General features: G+C 38.9%; 11 protein-coding genes. 5 read left to right on the top strand and 6 right to left on the bottom strand.

Annotated features, from left to right (window positions below; all coding sequences use genetic code 11):
- The first annotated feature begins 249 nt into the window (after nucleotides 1-249).
- The 3 genes from AC27JP_RS07710 (at nucleotide 250) to deoA (ending at nucleotide 5374) form a co-directional block, all read left to right on the top strand.
- The gene (locus AC27JP_RS07710; protein ID WP_487113721.1) at nucleotides 250-3426 is read left to right on the top strand and encodes a TonB-dependent receptor; all 3177 of its coding nucleotides are present in this window, start codon (nucleotides 250-252) and stop codon (nucleotides 3424-3426) included.
- A gap of 199 nt (nucleotides 3427-3625) precedes the next feature.
- The gene (locus tag AC27JP_RS07715; protein ID WP_487113723.1) at nucleotides 3626-4045 is read left to right on the top strand and encodes a cytidine deaminase; all 420 of its coding nucleotides are present in this window, start codon (nucleotides 3626-3628) and stop codon (nucleotides 4043-4045) included.
- A 12-nt stretch (nucleotides 4046-4057) separates the two neighbouring features.
- Nucleotides 4058-5374 (top strand): thymidine phosphorylase, encoded by a 1317-nt coding sequence (gene deoA, locus AC27JP_RS07720; RefSeq protein WP_487113725.1) that lies wholly within the window; start codon nucleotides 4058-4060, stop codon nucleotides 5372-5374.
- Nucleotides 5375-5477: 103 nt separating this feature from the next.
- Here the strand turns inward: deoA and AC27JP_RS07725 are convergent, their stop codons facing one another.
- From AC27JP_RS07725 to udk, 4 genes are all read right to left on the bottom strand, one after another.
- Nucleotides 5478-6053, bottom strand: a complete 576-nt coding sequence (locus AC27JP_RS07725) for a thymidine kinase (RefSeq protein ID WP_487113727.1) — start codon at nucleotides 6051-6053, stop codon at nucleotides 5478-5480.
- Between the two features lie 59 nt (nucleotides 6054-6112).
- Nucleotides 6113-6886, bottom strand: coding sequence for a deoxyribose-phosphate aldolase (gene deoC, locus AC27JP_RS07730; RefSeq protein ID WP_487113729.1), 774 nt, complete (start codon nucleotides 6884-6886; stop codon nucleotides 6113-6115).
- A 148-nt stretch (nucleotides 6887-7034) separates the two neighbouring features.
- Nucleotides 7035-8279: a NupC/NupG family nucleoside CNT transporter gene (locus AC27JP_RS07735; RefSeq protein WP_487113731.1), complete on the bottom strand. Its 1245-nt coding sequence runs from the start codon at nucleotides 8277-8279 to the stop codon at nucleotides 7035-7037.
- 66 nt (nucleotides 8280-8345) lie between these two features.
- Nucleotides 8346-8987 (bottom strand): uridine kinase, encoded by a 642-nt coding sequence (gene udk / locus AC27JP_RS07740; protein ID WP_487113733.1) that lies wholly within the window; start codon nucleotides 8985-8987, stop codon nucleotides 8346-8348.
- Nucleotides 8988-9339: 352 nt separating this feature from the next.
- Between udk and AC27JP_RS07745 the strand changes: the two genes are divergently transcribed.
- Both AC27JP_RS07745 and AC27JP_RS07750 read left to right on the top strand, forming a co-directional pair.
- Nucleotides 9340-10563 carry a phosphopentomutase gene (locus tag AC27JP_RS07745; protein ID WP_487113735.1) on the top strand — a complete coding sequence of 408 codons (1224 nt, stop codon included), beginning with the start codon at nucleotides 9340-9342 and terminating at the stop codon, nucleotides 10561-10563.
- Nucleotides 10564-10661: 98 nt separating this feature from the next.
- Nucleotides 10662-12923, top strand: coding sequence for a TonB-dependent receptor (locus tag AC27JP_RS07750; protein WP_487113737.1), 2262 nt, complete (start codon nucleotides 10662-10664; stop codon nucleotides 12921-12923).
- Between the two features lie 149 nt (nucleotides 12924-13072).
- Here AC27JP_RS07750 and AC27JP_RS07755 read toward each other — a convergent pair whose 3' ends face one another.
- Together AC27JP_RS07755 and ppsR are read right to left on the bottom strand one after the other, a co-directional pair.
- Nucleotides 13073-14122 carry a 3-deoxy-7-phosphoheptulonate synthase gene (locus tag AC27JP_RS07755; protein ID WP_487113739.1) on the bottom strand — a complete coding sequence of 350 codons (1050 nt, stop codon included), beginning with the start codon at nucleotides 14120-14122 and terminating at the stop codon, nucleotides 13073-13075.
- Between the two features lie 131 nt (nucleotides 14123-14253).
- The gene (gene ppsR / locus AC27JP_RS07760; RefSeq protein ID WP_487113741.1) at nucleotides 14254-15063 is read right to left on the bottom strand and encodes a posphoenolpyruvate synthetase regulatory kinase/phosphorylase PpsR; all 810 of its coding nucleotides are present in this window, start codon (nucleotides 15061-15063) and stop codon (nucleotides 14254-14256) included.
- Nucleotides 15064-15220 lie beyond the last annotated feature (157 nt).

Here is a 15220-nt window from a genome sequence, read left to right on the forward strand (position 1 = left end):
AATTCTGATTTTAACTGTTTGTTTTATATGATTTAAATTTGGCCTTTGTCGTTTTATTGTTTTGCGTCTAAAAAAAATAGAACTTAGTAAAATGATGACTGTAAAATTTTGTAATGAAAATGTAAGAAAACTCTGTTTTAATTTCTGCTGAAATACACTTAAAGAATAAAAAATAGATAAAAAAATTAACTAAGTGAAACTAAAAATAAACAATTTACAAAACATAACAAACTTCTACCAAGGAATAATATGATGAAAACTCATCGTCTCTCACGCATAACTGGCGCCGTTGTACTTGCGCTTGGTTTGTCAACTTCGGCTATGGCTGACGATACATCGTCATCTATGCGCGGAAATATCTTAACGGCTAATGGAAACGTTGTAAGTGACGCAACAATTACCATTGTTCATGAACCTTCAGGAACTCGTAAAGTTCTTAAAGTAAATGAAACTGGCTCTTTCTCAGCGAAAGGTTTACGTGTTGGTGGGCCATATACCGTTACCATCGACTCAGATGTATATAACGATAAAAAACTTGAAGGGATTTACATTACCTTAGGTAATGTATTCCGAATCAATGAAGTTTTGGAAGATGCCAGTATTGAACGCATTGCCGTTACGGGCTCTTCAACATTTTTTGATCCATCAAAGGGTTCATCAAGTGTATTTAGTGGCGACGCATTAACTAAATCAGCCGCTTTTAATCGAGATTTAAAAGATATTGTTCGACAAAACCCTATGGCCGTTGTTGGTAACGACGGTAACACTTTATCTTTGGCGGGTAGTAACCCTAAGTATAATAGCTTAGCCGTTGATGGTGTGAATCTTAATGATGACTTTGGTTTAGCGGGTAATGGCTATCCAACTGAACGTTCTCCGATTTCATTTGATTCAATTGATCAAATCAGTGTTGCTATAGCACCGTTTACTGCAAAAGAAGGCGGTTTTTCTGGTGGTAAGGTTAGTGTTGTAACCAAATCAGGTACTAACGAATTCCATGGCTCAATGTTTATTGAACAAGCAAAAGATGCATGGGCTGGTACCCCAGAAACTGATGATGGCGAAAAGATTGACTTAAAATTTGATGAAGAAACCTGGGGTGCAACACTTGGTGGCCCAATCATCAAAGATAAGTTGTTTTTCTTTGCAGCATATGAAACATTCGAATCACCTAGTGCCGTTGATAAAGGTCCTTCTGACTCAGGCGTAGCAAACAAAGTTACCCAAGTTTCACAAGCCGAAGTAGACCGTGTTATCCAAATAGCAAAAGATAAATATGGCTATGATGCGGGTAGTTGGGATGATTCTATTCCTCTAGAAGATGAAAAGTATTCATTAAAGCTAGATTGGAATATTAATGATGATCATCGAGCATCGTTTACCTATTCTCATGGTTCAAGTAATAGTGCAGGTAACCAAGGTGGAGGCCGCTCAGATGATTTATACTTATCATCACATTGGTATAATCGTTCTAATGAGTTTGATACTTATGTAGGGCAACTATTTTCATACTGGACCGAAGATTTTTCTACAGAAATGAAAGTATCTTACAAAGAGTCAGTCAATGGGCAGGTACCATTGGGCGGCTTGGAGTTTGGTGAAGTTAAAATTGATACCGTCAACGGCGGTGAGATTATGTTAGGGGCAGATGACAGTCGTCATGCAAACCAACTGACAAATGAAACCTTGCAAATTCGCCTTAGTGGTGAGTATTTACATGAAGACCATGCTATTTCATTTGGTTGGGAATATGAAAAAGTAGATGTTTATAATATCTTTATGCAGCATTATCTTGGTTCATGGTATTTTGACAGTATTGATGACTTTGAAGCGGGTCAAGCGGATTGGTTTGAATATCAAAATAACCCAAGCTTAAATCGTGACGATGCAGCGGCAGAGTTTTCATTAGGTAACCATGCGTTTTATATTGAAGATAGCTGGGATGTTACGGATTCATTAAACGTAACTTATGGTTTACGTTATGAACTAACTACTAACGATGACAAGCCTAACTTTAACCAGAGCTTTTATGACCGTTATGGTTATGCTAATAATGAAAATCTTGACGGTTTAGATGTTTTACTTCCTCGTTTAGGTTTTACTTGGGAAGCTGATGATAATTTGACCATTCGAGGTGGTGCAGGTTTATTTAGTGGCGGTCGTCCAAATGTATTTATTTCTAATGCCTTTACAAATGATGGTTCAAGAATTGCTCTTTATCGCACATTTGGTGATGATGTAGCGGAAAATACATTTTTACAAGACGCTGATCCAAACAGCATTCCACAGCATGCTCAAGATCAAATTTCGAACTCTGTTTTAGGTGGTCCAAACTCAAATATTGATGCTATTGACCCTGACTTTGAAATTCCAACGACCTGGCAGTACAGCATAGCGGCTGATTATGTAGCTGACTTGACTAATATTGGCTTAGGGGATGATTGGCGAATTAGCGGTGAAGTGTTATATAAAGACATCCAAAAGGACATGATCTGGTCAGATCTTTCGCGCACGTTAGATACTTCAAAAGGCAACAATGGTTATACTGTTGAAGGTCGTCCAATTTATACGTTTGCTGACCCTGATCGTGATGCCCGTGATGTATTATTAACTAATGGTGAAGGTGGCCATACCTTAATTGAAACATTGAGCATTGCTAAAAATTGGTCAAATGGTTTTAAAGCTAACTTCTCATACACGCACTCTACAATTCGTAATCGTATCGACGCAACGGGTACTTCAACTAACACGGCCTATAATTTTAATCCGGTAATTGATCCCGAAAACCCAGGTATTGGTACGTCTGCATATGAGGTTAAACATCGTTTAACATTTAACCTTTCATATAATACCGAATTCTTTGAAGGTTATAACACTGGCATGCACATGTTTTGGGAACGTAAGTCAGGCCGTCCATTTAGCTACTTATTAGGCTTTAATAATCGTGATGGTTTATCAGGTAACTTAGATTTAACTACAGCTAATTTACCTTATATTCCAACTAGTGCGAGTGACGGCGCGGTTGATTTTGAAAATGGCTTAAGCTATGAAGAAATTATGGCTGAACTTGCGACGGCTGGGATTAGTTCAGATGGCGGGTATCTAGGTAAAAATACTTATACAGCACCTTGGACCACAACCATGGATTTACGACTTGAGCAGGAAATTCCTGGTTTTATGGAAGGTCATAAAGGCTTATTCTATATCGACATTAAAAATGCTTTAGCAATTTTTGATGAAGGTTCAGCGCGTGTTTATCAATTGCCATTTGGCCAATCATCAACAGAATTACTTGACTATAGCATTAATGATGCCGGTCAATATGTATATGAAAGTGCCAATATTAGCGAAGGTGAATCGCCGGCTGAGTTTAAAGATCGTGAATCGACTTGGAGCATGAAAATTGGTGTTAAATACACTTTCTAATAATAGTTATTGTTGTTAGTTAAAAGCCAGTAACGAAAGTTGCTGGCTTTTTTTTACCTGTCATTAACAATAATAAAAAATTTAAATTACTTAAGATCACATTTATTAAAGAATATGTAGTAATTGTGGTTGATATTATAAGGTTATTTTATTACGATAGTTAATAAGTTGACCAACTGGTCAGTTAAAGGGTTCTAGAATGCAAAAGATTGAAGATAATAAAATAACGGCACTTGTTGAAGCGGCAAAAAACGGTTTTGCAAAAGCTTATGCTCCTTACAGTAACTTTCGTGTTGGTGCAGCGGCATTAACGGCTAATGGTAATATCGTAAAAGGTTGTAATGTTGAAAATGCCTCTTATGGTTTGACCGTTTGCGCTGAGCGCAACTGTTTAGCGCAAGGTGTGATTGCAGGAGAGCAGGAGTTTTCCGCTATTGTTATTTATACCAATCAAGATAAATTAACTCCACCTTGTGGCGCATGTCGACAAGTGATTGCTGAGTTTTTATCACCTGATGCGCTAGTCAAAGCGGTTAACCACAATAATGATACAAAGGAATGGACTGTTAGCGAATTATTACCTGACGCCTTTACACCTAAAGACTTACTTGAACAATAAGGACTAAAATTAATGTTACTACCACAAGAAATTATTCGCACCAAACGTAACGGTGGTTCACTCTCCCAAGAACAAATACAATATTTTGTCGATGGCTTAGTAACGAAAAATTTTAATGATGCTCAAGTCGGTTCAATGGCAATGGCTATTTTTCAACAGGGCATGGAAACCCGTGAGATTATCGACTTTACCTCAGCGATGAAAAATTCAGGTGATGTACTTAGTTGGCCAGAAATAGACGGCCCTATTGTTGATAAACATTCAACAGGCGGTGTCGGTGATAAAGTCAGCTTTATGCTTGCGGCTATTGTTGCTGCTTGTGGTGCATATGTGCCAATGATCTCAGGGCGTGGTTTAGGCCATACTGGCGGTACTTCAGATAAACTGGAAAGTATTGCTGGCTTTAATATTCAGCCTAGTATTGGTGACTTTAAACGTATTGTGAAAGATTTAGGTGTCGCTATTATTTCGCAAACAGACAATTTGGCACCATCGGACAAGCGTTTATATGGTATTCGTGATATCACGGCAACGGTTGAATCAATTCCATTGATCACGGCATCAATATTGTCGAAAAAGTTAGCGGCAGGTTTAGATTCACTTGTTATGGACGTGAAGGTTGGCAATGGCGCTATGATGTCAAATATTGATGATGCACGTGCGTTAGCTCAAAGTATTGTCAATGTCGCCAATGGCTCAGGTGTACCAACACAAGCGATTATTACTGATATGAACCAAGTTTTAGGTGCTAGTGCAGGTAATGCCTTAGAAATGGCGGAAACGGTAAAATATTTAAATGGTACTTTAAGAGAGCCTCGTTTGCATGCGGTCGTTGTGTCATTGGCTAAGGCAATGCTAGTCAGTGCCAAGGTTGCTGAAAACGAAGAAGTTGCTTTGACGAAAATTAATCACGTATTAGCATCGGGTGAAGCTGCTGAATTATTTGCTAAGATGATCCATGCTCTAGGTGGACCAAGTGACTTTATGGAAGATCCTTGGCGCTCAATGCAACGCGGTCAGTTTATTACAGATGTACTGGCACCAGAGCATGGTTATATTGTTGGTATGCAAACTCGTGATATTGGTATGTCTGTAGTCGGACTAAAAGGTGGTCGCACCGCAAATGGCCAAGCAATTGACCATAGTGTGGGCTTTGATCGCATTCTACCTATTGGCACTCTAGTTAATCGTGGTGATGCTGTTGCTAGAGTTCATGCGCAAGACGAAGCATCAGCACTGATAGCGAGTGAACAATATCTTGCTGCTTTGGCAATAAGCGAAAAGGCAGTCGCCGAACAGCCGGTTATTTACCAAACAATAACGGCATAAGTGTCGGTTTAGCGTGTATTTTTTATACTTGCTAGACTAAACAGATAAAACAAAAAGGATGACTGATGTCATCCCTTTTGTTTTGTAAAAAATATTGTTGGGCTTACCAAACCAGCGCTTTGAAGTGTCGTCTGCAGAGCGATTCATAACGCTCATTACCGCCAACTTCAATTTGCTCTCCACCTTTGACCGCATTGCCGTGCTCATCACAACGAATAACAAAATTTGCCTTTTTACCACAATGACAAATAGTCTTTAATTCGACTAATTTATCGGCCCAAGCAAGCAGGGCAGCACTGCCTCCAAAAGTTTCACCGAGAAAGTCAGTACGGATACCGTAAGCTAACACAGGGATATTCAACTCATCGACAATGTCGGTTAATTGTTTAACTTGCTGCTTAGTTAAAAATTGTGCTTCGTCGATCAAAACACAAGCAAGTTTTTCATTCTCTATAAACGCCTGTACTTTTTCAAAAATATTGCTATTTTCATCAAACAATTGTGCATCCGCATGAATGCCTAATCTTGAAGAAACTTTACCTTTGGCAAATCGGTCGTCAATTTGCGCGGTAAACAACAAGGTATTGAGGTTGCGCTCGCGGTAGTTATAAGAAGATTGTAATAAATGGGTCGATTTACCTGCATTCATCGTTGAGTAGTAAAAATATAACTGTGCCATAAAGCGCTTAAACCTTAATTATTATTTTGAAATTTTTATTGTTATTGTTATTGGATAGCTTAATAGCTTGACGGATCTGCAACGTCATTACTTGCACCTAAGGTATTTAATAGGTTGGTGAGTAAGCTACTCGCCCCGAATCTAAAGTTACTTTTGCTGGCCCAATTTTCCCCGAGAATGTCACTCGCCAAATCTAAATAAATGGCAGCATCTTCTGCATTTTTAACACCACCAGCAGGCTTAAAGCCAACAGCGGTATTCTTTTCTTTGATCACAGTTAACATTAATTTTGCCGCTTCTGGGGTTGCATTAACAGCAACTTTTCCGGTTGATGTTTTTATAAAATCAGCACCCGCCGCAATCGATATTTCACTGGCTTTAGTGATTAAGGTGTCGGTTTTTAATTCACCCGTTTCGATAATTACTTTAAGTTGTACGTTTTCAGGGCAGGCATTTTTACACGCTGAAACTAAGTCATAACCAATGGTTTCGTTACCGCTAATTAATGCTCGATATGGGAATACAACATCAACTTCGTCGGCGCCATAGGCAACTGCCGCCTTGGTTTCTGCAACCGCAATGTTGATATCATCATTACCATGGGGGAAGTTAGTGACGGTAGCAATTTTTACCTCTGGTGTACCTTGTGCTGCTAATGTTTTCTTTGCTAAAGGGATAAAACGAGGGAAGATACAAATTGCTGCTGTGTTGCCTTTAGCTGACTTGGCATTTTGACAAAGCGTAATAATGTCTTCAGCACTTTCACTGTCAGTTAAGCTGGTTAAATCCATCATCTCAAGCGCGCGTTGGGCGTAGTTTTCGATTGTAGTCATGATAAGCCTCGTGTTAAGAAAAAGTCATATTTATAAAATAGCCCAGACATAATGGCTAGGCTAATAGGATGTTTATTGCTTGTTAGGGGCTGTTGAACTTTCATTTCTGTCTCTGCTATAGACTGAAAGAAAACAGCTCCTAGTGTGTTTATAAACTAACAAAAACCCCGGCAATAGCAGCACTCATCAAGTTTGCCATGGTTGCCGCTAGCATAGCTTTCATGCCTAAACGAGCAATGTCAGGGCGACGACTTGGCGCCATAGAGCCAATACCACCCAATAAAATGGCGATAGACGATAAGTTGGCAAAGCCACATAAGGCGAAGGTTACAATCGCTTGCGTTGTCGGCGTCAATGTATCTTTAATTTCAACAAAGTTTACGTAGGCAAAAAACTCATTTACTACAACTTTTTGACCGATAAAACTGCCTGCCTGTAGCATTTCTTCAAATGGTACACCGATTAGAAAAGCAAACGGAGCAAATAGATAGCCAAGTATCCATTCAATGGTAATACCTTCAAAACCTAATAAACTACCAAAACCCGATACCATAGTATTAAGTAGGGCGATAATCGCGATAAATGCCAGTAACATTGCACCAACATTCACGGCAAGCTTTAGTCCCGATGCGGCTCCCGATGCGGCGGCGTCAATCACATTAGCAGGTTTTTCACCATCGCTATCAATTTCGACATCACTGTAGTCATTTTTAATTTCTTCTGTTTCTGGCAACATTAACTTTGCCATCAGAAGTCCACCAGGGGCAGCCATAAATGAGGCAGCAATTAAGTATTCGAGCTTTACCCCTAAACCGGCGTAACCAGCAAGGATAGAGCCTGCAACTGAGGCTAAGCCGCCAACCATGATGGCAAATAATTCTGATTGGCTCATTTTTGCGATGTAAGGACGGATCACCAATGGCGCTTCAGTTTGGCCAACAAAGATATTAGCCGTTGCAGAAAGAGATTCAGGCTTTGAGGTTTTTAATAACTTTTGTAAACCACCGCCAATAATTTTTACCACCCACTGCATAATGCCTAAATAATAAAGCACGGCAATAAGTGAAGAGAAAAAGATGATAACGGGTAAAACACGTACAGCGAAAACAAACCCGACACCATTGCCAAACATGGCATCGGTGCCTAAGCCGCCAAACAAAAAGTTAATACCGGCTTTCGCACTGTCGATAACTTGTTGAACACCATTGGTGATTGAGCCTAGAACGTCTTTACCGAATGGAACATAAAGTACAAAAGCACCGAGTAAAATTTGCAAGGAGAATGCAAAACCTACTGTTCGCCAATTGATTGCTTTGCGATCTTTTGACATTAAAAAGGCAATAACCAATAAAGCCATTATGCCAATAACGCCTCGAAGTGCACCTAATTCCATACTTACCTCATAATTTACTTTGTTATCATTATTATATTTTTTAAAACTATTCGCTTAAAAGTACTGTTATTTTTTTTGCATTAGTTGACGAATTTTTGCTTTTAACATTTCAATCGCCATTCTATTTTTACCACCACGGGTGACGACAACGTCAGCAAATGGCTTATTGGGCTCTATGTATTGGTGGTACATAGGACGAACTGTGGTTAAATACTGTTCAGTAATTGACTCAACACTGCGTGAACGCTCGATTGTATCGCGATTTATTCGGCGCACTAAACAAATGTCGAGTGGGGTATCAATGTAAATTTTAATATCAAATTTATTGCGTAACGCTTCATCGGAGAAGAGCAATATCCCCTCGACCAAAATTATTGATGTTGGCGTTAAATGTAACGTTTCATCTAAACGAGTATGAGTTTTATAACAATATGTTGGAATATCAACACTTTCGCCGTTACTTAATTTAGTTAAATGCTCAGTTAATAAGCTATGTTCAAATGCACTTGGGTGATCGTAATTAGTTTTAACACGCTCTTCCATAGAAAGGTGTGATTGACTTTTGTAATACGAATCCTCTTTGATGATAGAAATGCCATTTGCCCCAAGTTCAGGCAAAAGTTCATCGTAAATCGTTTGTGCAAAAAGAGATTTTCCTGATGCCGAAGCGCCAGTTACCGCAATAATCGTCGGTTTATTGGTTTGCAAAATGTTGACCTTTCTTAATTTATCACTTCAATTAACTATTTTATATTATCTAGGTTAGGTTTTGAGAAGTAAAACATACATAATTTGTCTTGAACTTTATCATAACCTGACCATGTGGTCACATTTATTAAGCGCTTTTTTAATATATATATTTGCATATAAAAAACTATTTTTAACGCGAATACTTATATAAAAGGACATAAGATTATTGTTCTATAATTAAATTTGCATCAGTTGGCTTTTATCAATTGCCATCTAGTATAAATTGGTGCTAATGTAATCTTACTTTAACTTGACTTATATGTCAGGTTTTGTTTGGTATTATTTTGAACTTAATAAATTAGGAATTGAAGTGGCAAGAGCAATTGTTGTAGTTATTGATAGTTTAGGCATAGGGCATGCCCCTGATGCGGCGGATTTTGGTGATGTATCGGCAAATACATTTGCAAATCTTGCTATTGCTTTTCATCAACAAACCGGTAAAGCCGCCAAAATACCACAGCTTTCTTCATTGGGTTTAGTTCGCGCTTGTGAGCAAGCATCAAATAAAACGTTTCCGTTTGATGGCGCTTTGCCAACTAAAGGGGCATATGGTTACGCAGCGGAAATTAGTACCGGTAAAGATACACCTAGTGGACATTGGGAAATGGCAGGTGTTCCTGTTTTATTTGACTGGGGCTACTTCTCCGACAGGACAGAAAGTTTCTCAAAAGATCTGGTTGAAAAAGTAAATCAAGCAACAAATTATGCTGGGTTGTTAGGTAATTGCCATGCCTCAGGTACAGATATTATTGCGGCTTTAGGTGCTGAGCATATTAAAACAGGCTTACCTATTTGTTATACTTCAGCGGATAGCGTGTTTCAAATAGCTGCCCATGAAGAACATTTTGGTTTAGATAATTTATATCGCTATTGCGAACAAGTCAGAGAGTTACTTGATAAAGAAAACTTAAATATTGGCAGAGTGATAGCACGGCCATTTGTTGGCGAAGATAAAGCAAGCTTTATTCGAACGGGTAATAGGCGAGATTATTCAGTATTGCCGCCGGCAAAAACGGTTTTAGATAAATTATATGAAGCTGGTGGCAATGTTATTAGCATCGGGAAAATTGCTGATATTTTTGCTCATCAAGGCTTCACGGATAAAACGAAAGCAACAGGGTTACCGGCACTTATTGATGCCACAATTGACCACATTAACACAGCTAAAGATAATAGCCTCATCTTCACTAATTTAGTCAACTTTGATCAAGACTTCGGTCACAGAAGAGACCCGGTTGGCTATGCTCAAGCATTAGAATATTTAGACACGCGATTAGCTGATATTTATCAGGCCATGAATGATGATGATGTCTTATTTATTACCGCAGATCATGGTTGTGATCCAACTTGGCCGGGTAATGATCACACGCGAGAATATGTGCCAATGATCGCGTATCACCACAACATTGAATCGGTAAATTTAGGTGAAAGAAGCACCTTTGCTGATTTAGGGCAAACTATCGCCGAGCTCTTTAGTTTAGAGGCTATGTCGTATGGTAAAAGTTTTCTATCAAATTTAAATTTTAAATCATAAAAAGAATAAGCGTGGTCGCTTTGTACGTTTAGTAATATAAAGCAAAGCAATAAAATCAAAGCAATACAAAACATAAACAGTTCTTGGGAGAGTACTTAATGAGTGTTTTTAAAAAAACGTCGCTTGCACTTTGTGTAAACGCGGCTATTCTTGCGTCTGTTGCGGGTGTTTCAAACTCAGCGCTGGCAGAAGAAAAAGCTAACGAAGTTGTTGGCATTGAGGTTATCGAAGTCACTGCGCGTAAGCGTACAGAAAATGTGAAAGATGTTCCAATTTCAGTTTCTGCTTTAACACCGAAAAAATTAGAAGTATTAGGTTCATCAGGTATGGACGTAAGAGCCTTATCTGCAAAGGTTCCTAGTTTATTAATAGAATCCTCATTTGGTCGCACATTCCCGCGCTTTTATATTCGTGGTTTAGGTAATACTGATTTTGATTTACTAGCATCACAACCGGTTTCTCTTATTTATGATGATGTTGTATTGGAAAATGCCTTAACTAAAGGTATGCCAATGTTTGATATTGAACGTGTTGAGGTTTTGCGTGGCCCACAAGGTACGTTGTTTGGCCGTAATACCCCGGCTGGTATTGTTAAAGTGCAATCGAAAAAGCCAACGCAAGATTTTGATGCGACGGTTTCTGGTTCATACGGAAGCTTTGGCTCAACCGACTTTCGCTTGGCCGTTGGCGGCGGTTTAACTGATGAGCTTTCAGCACGAGTTTCGTTATTACAACAAGACCGTGATGATTGGATTGATAATAAGGCTCCAGGTTTTGAAAAGAAAGATCAACTCGGCGGCTATAGTGAAACTGCGGGTCGTTTACAGTTGCTGTGGGAGCCTAATGATGACTTTTCGGCATTATTTAATTATCACTTCCGTGATGCAGAAGCCGATGCGCGTATTTTTAGAGCGAATATTATCAAGCCAGGCACCAATGACTTAATTGATGACTTTGATCGTGAAACTATTTTCCAAGATGCGGCACTACGTAACAATCAAACGGTTGATATGAAGGGCGCAAGTTTAAAAATTGAATATGACTTTGGTAGTCATACGCTGACATCCGTAACAGGTCATGAATCAGCAGAAATGTTTTCTGTAGGTGATATTGATGGTGGTTACGGTGCAGCATTCCTACCTGATTATATGGGACCTGGCTTTATTCCTTTCCCATCAGAAACAGGCGCAAAAATGCCTGATCATAAACAGTCGACACAAGAAATACGCATTGCAAGTAACGATCTAGGTAAGCTAGATTATCAATTTGGTTTCTTTTTATTCGACGAAGATTTAACCATAAACAACTTAAGTTTTGATACTTTAGCAAATGGCGCTCCTAATGGTCTTGCTATTCAAAATATGGAAACTAAGGCCTGGGCAATTTTTGCTTCACTTGATTATGAAGTATCTGATAAGTTAAGCATTAATGGTGGTTTACGTTACTCTGATGATGAACGTAAATGGGATGGTGAATTAGTACAATCTCCATTTGGCGCACCTGGATTTAAAGAAAGTAATGATGTTGAAGATTCGCAAGTGAGCGGTGATTTAAGTGCATCATATGTACTTAATGATGAGACAAATATTTATGCACGAATTGCTCGCGGTTACCGTGCACCTAGTATTCAAGGACGTAGTTTATTATTCTCAGCGAATTCAACGACAGCTGATTCAGAAATAGTAGACTCGGTAGAAACAGGTTTTAAATCAGTGTTTTTAGAAAATACTGCCCGTGTTGACGGTTCTGTGTTTTATTATGAAGTTAAAGATCAGCAATTAACTGCTGTTGGTGGTACAGGCAATGTCGCAAGCTTGCTAAATGCCGATAAGGCGGTAGGCTATGGATTTGAACTTGATTCAGAATACTTCGTTACGCCTGATTTTGTGCTGGCAGCAAGTGTTAGTTATAACCACACTGAATTGCAAGATAGTAATGTAGCTGTACCTGGCTGTGGTGGTGGTTGTACGGTAACCGATCCATTAAATGCCGATGGTTTAGCGATTATTGATGGTAATTCATTACCACAATCGCCAGAGTGGATCAGTAACTTAAGCGCCCGTTGGACAAAAGAAATTGCCGATGGTGAGCTATACATTTATACCGATTGGTCTTATCGCAGTGAAGTTAATTTCTTCCTATATGAATCAACAGAGTTTACTGGTGATGCATTGTTAGAAGGCGGTATTCGCGTTGGTTATGAATGGTTCGGTGATGACGCTGAATATGAAGTTGCCTTGTTCGGCCGTAATATTACAGATGAAGAACAGTTAACAGGGGCAATTGACTTTAACAACTTAACTGGCTTTGTTAACGAACCTCGTTTCTGGGGCGTTGAGTTTAAAGCTAACTTCTTCTAAGTTAAATATTATTTAGTGATAAAAAAAAGCCGATTATCAAATTGATAATCGGCTTTTTATGTTCAGGATGAACGGTATGTCATGATCACATGGATGTGAATGAATGACGATATTTTAAATCACTTTTAAAGCGTTTGGTATTTGCCTTATTACATTCTTGTCTTAATCGCAGTCGCTAAAACACTAAGAATTTCTTCACTAGTATCTAAATTAATACACGCATCGGTAATACTTTGGCCATATACCAATGGCTGTTCAGGAATGACTTTTTGATTACCGGCAATTAAAAAGCTTTCGATCATGACACCGAAAATAGATTCTTCACCGTTTTCAATTTGAGTGGCAAGTGAACGAGCAACATCGATTTGCTTATTATGATCTTTAAAACTATTGCCGTGGCTACAGTCAATCATGACTTTTTCAGCCAAGCCCGCTTTTGAAAGCGTTGCGCAGGTACCTTTAACATCATCGGAGTGATAATTAGGTAATTTTCCGCCTCGTAATATTACATGAGCAAATGGGTTGCCATGGGTTTGGTAAATACACATTTGGCCGCTTTTATTTGGCGAATAAAGTACGTGTGGCACACTAGACGCTTTAATGGCGTCAACGGCGATTTGAATATTGCCATCGGTACCGTTTTTAAAACCCACTGGGCATGAAAGGGCAGAAGCTAGTTCTCGATGAACTTGGCTTTCAGTGGTACGCGCGCCAATAGCTCCCCAGCTGATCAGATCAGAAATATATTGGCCAGTAACCATATCTAAAAATTCAGTGCCTGCGGGCAAGCCTAATTTATTAATTTCCATTAATAAATTACGAGCTAAATCTAAGCCCTTAGCAACATGGAATGATTTGTCTAAGTCAGGATCACTAATTAGCCCCTTCCAACCCACAGTTGTACGAGGTTTTTCAAAGTAAACACGCATCACAATAAGTAATTCATCTGCATACTTATCATGAAGTACTTTTAATTTTTTAGCATAGTCAATGGCAGCATCGGTATCGTGTATCGAACAAGGGCCGATGATCACAAGCAAACGATTATCTTCACCGTTAATAATCGCTTCAATGTCTTTGCGGCTATTAATAATAAAACTGGCAGTGTCATCATCAAGGGGAATTTGCTGGGCAAGTTCGGCTGGAGAAACTAAATTTTCAATTAACGTGGTTCTAAATTCATCTGTTTTTATGGTCATGTGCTATCAAATGCTTGTTAGCTTGCATATCTATTTATATGCAGCGCAATAATAATATCGCGCTAACATAACCAATATAATCTGTTAAGTGAACCGCTTTCTGAGTTTTTAAGCAACTAATTTGTCATAAGTTAATATTTATAGCGCTGAAGGCCAGTTTCTGACAATATTTTTGCAGTTATTTCTTCGACGGAAAGCTTAGTGGTATTTAAAAAAGGGATCTTTTCTTTTTTGTAGAGCTTTTCAACTTCTCGTACTTCCATACGACATTGTCGTGCCGAAGAGTACTTAGTATTGGCCATTCTACCATCACGAATATCAACTAGGCGCTCAGCGTCTATGGTTAAGCCAAATATTTTCTTTTTGTGCATTTTTAGAAATGCAGGCAATTTAAGCTCATCCATATCGTCATCAGTAAAAGGGTAGTTAGCCGCCTTAATACCGTATTGCAGGGCGAGGTAAAGTGACGTAGGCGTTTTACCTGAGCGTGAAACCCCAACAAGAATCACATCTGCGTGTTCATAGTTAGTGACATTTGAACCATCGTCATTGGCTAATGAATAGTTTACCGCGTCAATGCGATAGTCATAGCTATTTTCGTGAATACTGTGTGTTCTGTGGGCTTTGGGTTTTGCTTCAATCCCTAAATGTTGCTCTAACGGTGCGACAAAATGTTCAAGGAAATTGTAAATAATACCGTCGCAGCCGTCGATTATTTCGCGAATATCTGGATTAACAAAGGTGTGAAATACTAACGGAGGTATACCGGTGCGCTTTGCCGCGCGATTTATGCGTTCACAGGCTTTCAGCGCTTTTTCTTTGGTTTCGACAAATGAAATGGTATCGTGTTCGAACTCGGTAGGGAAAAGTGATAACAATGCATGACCAAAAACTTCAGAAGTGATAGCTGTGCCGTCAGAAATGTAAAACGCTGCCCGCATAAATAATCCTATATATTATTCTGTAATGGAAGGTGAAAACTTTCAAATAGTGCTTTAGTTTAACGTTTAGCAGTGTAAAATGTCTGCGGCGTGAAAACTACCGTTAAATGAAAATTATCTTCGAGAAAAGATTTAAGAAAGTTATTTTAAGGCTATT

It is taken from the genome of Colwellia sp. SU-HH01172 (assembly GCF_057553355.1).

Excerpts from the sequence above, each read along its gene's own strand:
- AC27JP_RS07715 (WP_487113723.1), top strand. The coding sequence starts at position 3,626 with ATGCAAAAGATTGAAGATAATAAAATAACGGCACTTGTTGAAGCGGCA.
- AC27JP_RS07710 (WP_487113721.1), top strand. The coding sequence starts at position 250 with ATGATGAAAACTCATCGTCTCTCACGCATAACTGGCGCCGTTGTACTT.
- deoA (WP_487113725.1), top strand. The coding sequence starts at position 4,058 with ATGTTACTACCACAAGAAATTATTCGCACCAAACGTAACGGTGGTTCA.
- ppsR (WP_487113741.1), bottom strand. The coding sequence starts at position 15,063 with ATGCGGGCAGCGTTTTACATTTCTGACGGCACAGCTATCACTTCTGAA.
- AC27JP_RS07750 (WP_487113737.1), top strand. The coding sequence starts at position 10,662 with ATGAGTGTTTTTAAAAAAACGTCGCTTGCACTTTGTGTAAACGCGGCT.
- AC27JP_RS07725 (WP_487113727.1), bottom strand. The coding sequence starts at position 6,053 with ATGGCACAGTTATATTTTTACTACTCAACGATGAATGCAGGTAAATCG.
- AC27JP_RS07735 (WP_487113731.1), bottom strand. The coding sequence starts at position 8,279 with ATGGAATTAGGTGCACTTCGAGGCGTTATTGGCATAATGGCTTTATTG.
- AC27JP_RS07755 (WP_487113739.1), bottom strand. The coding sequence starts at position 14,122 with ATGACCATAAAAACAGATGAATTTAGAACCACGTTAATTGAAAATTTA.
- deoC (WP_487113729.1), bottom strand. The coding sequence starts at position 6,886 with ATGACTACAATCGAAAACTACGCCCAACGCGCGCTTGAGATGATGGAT.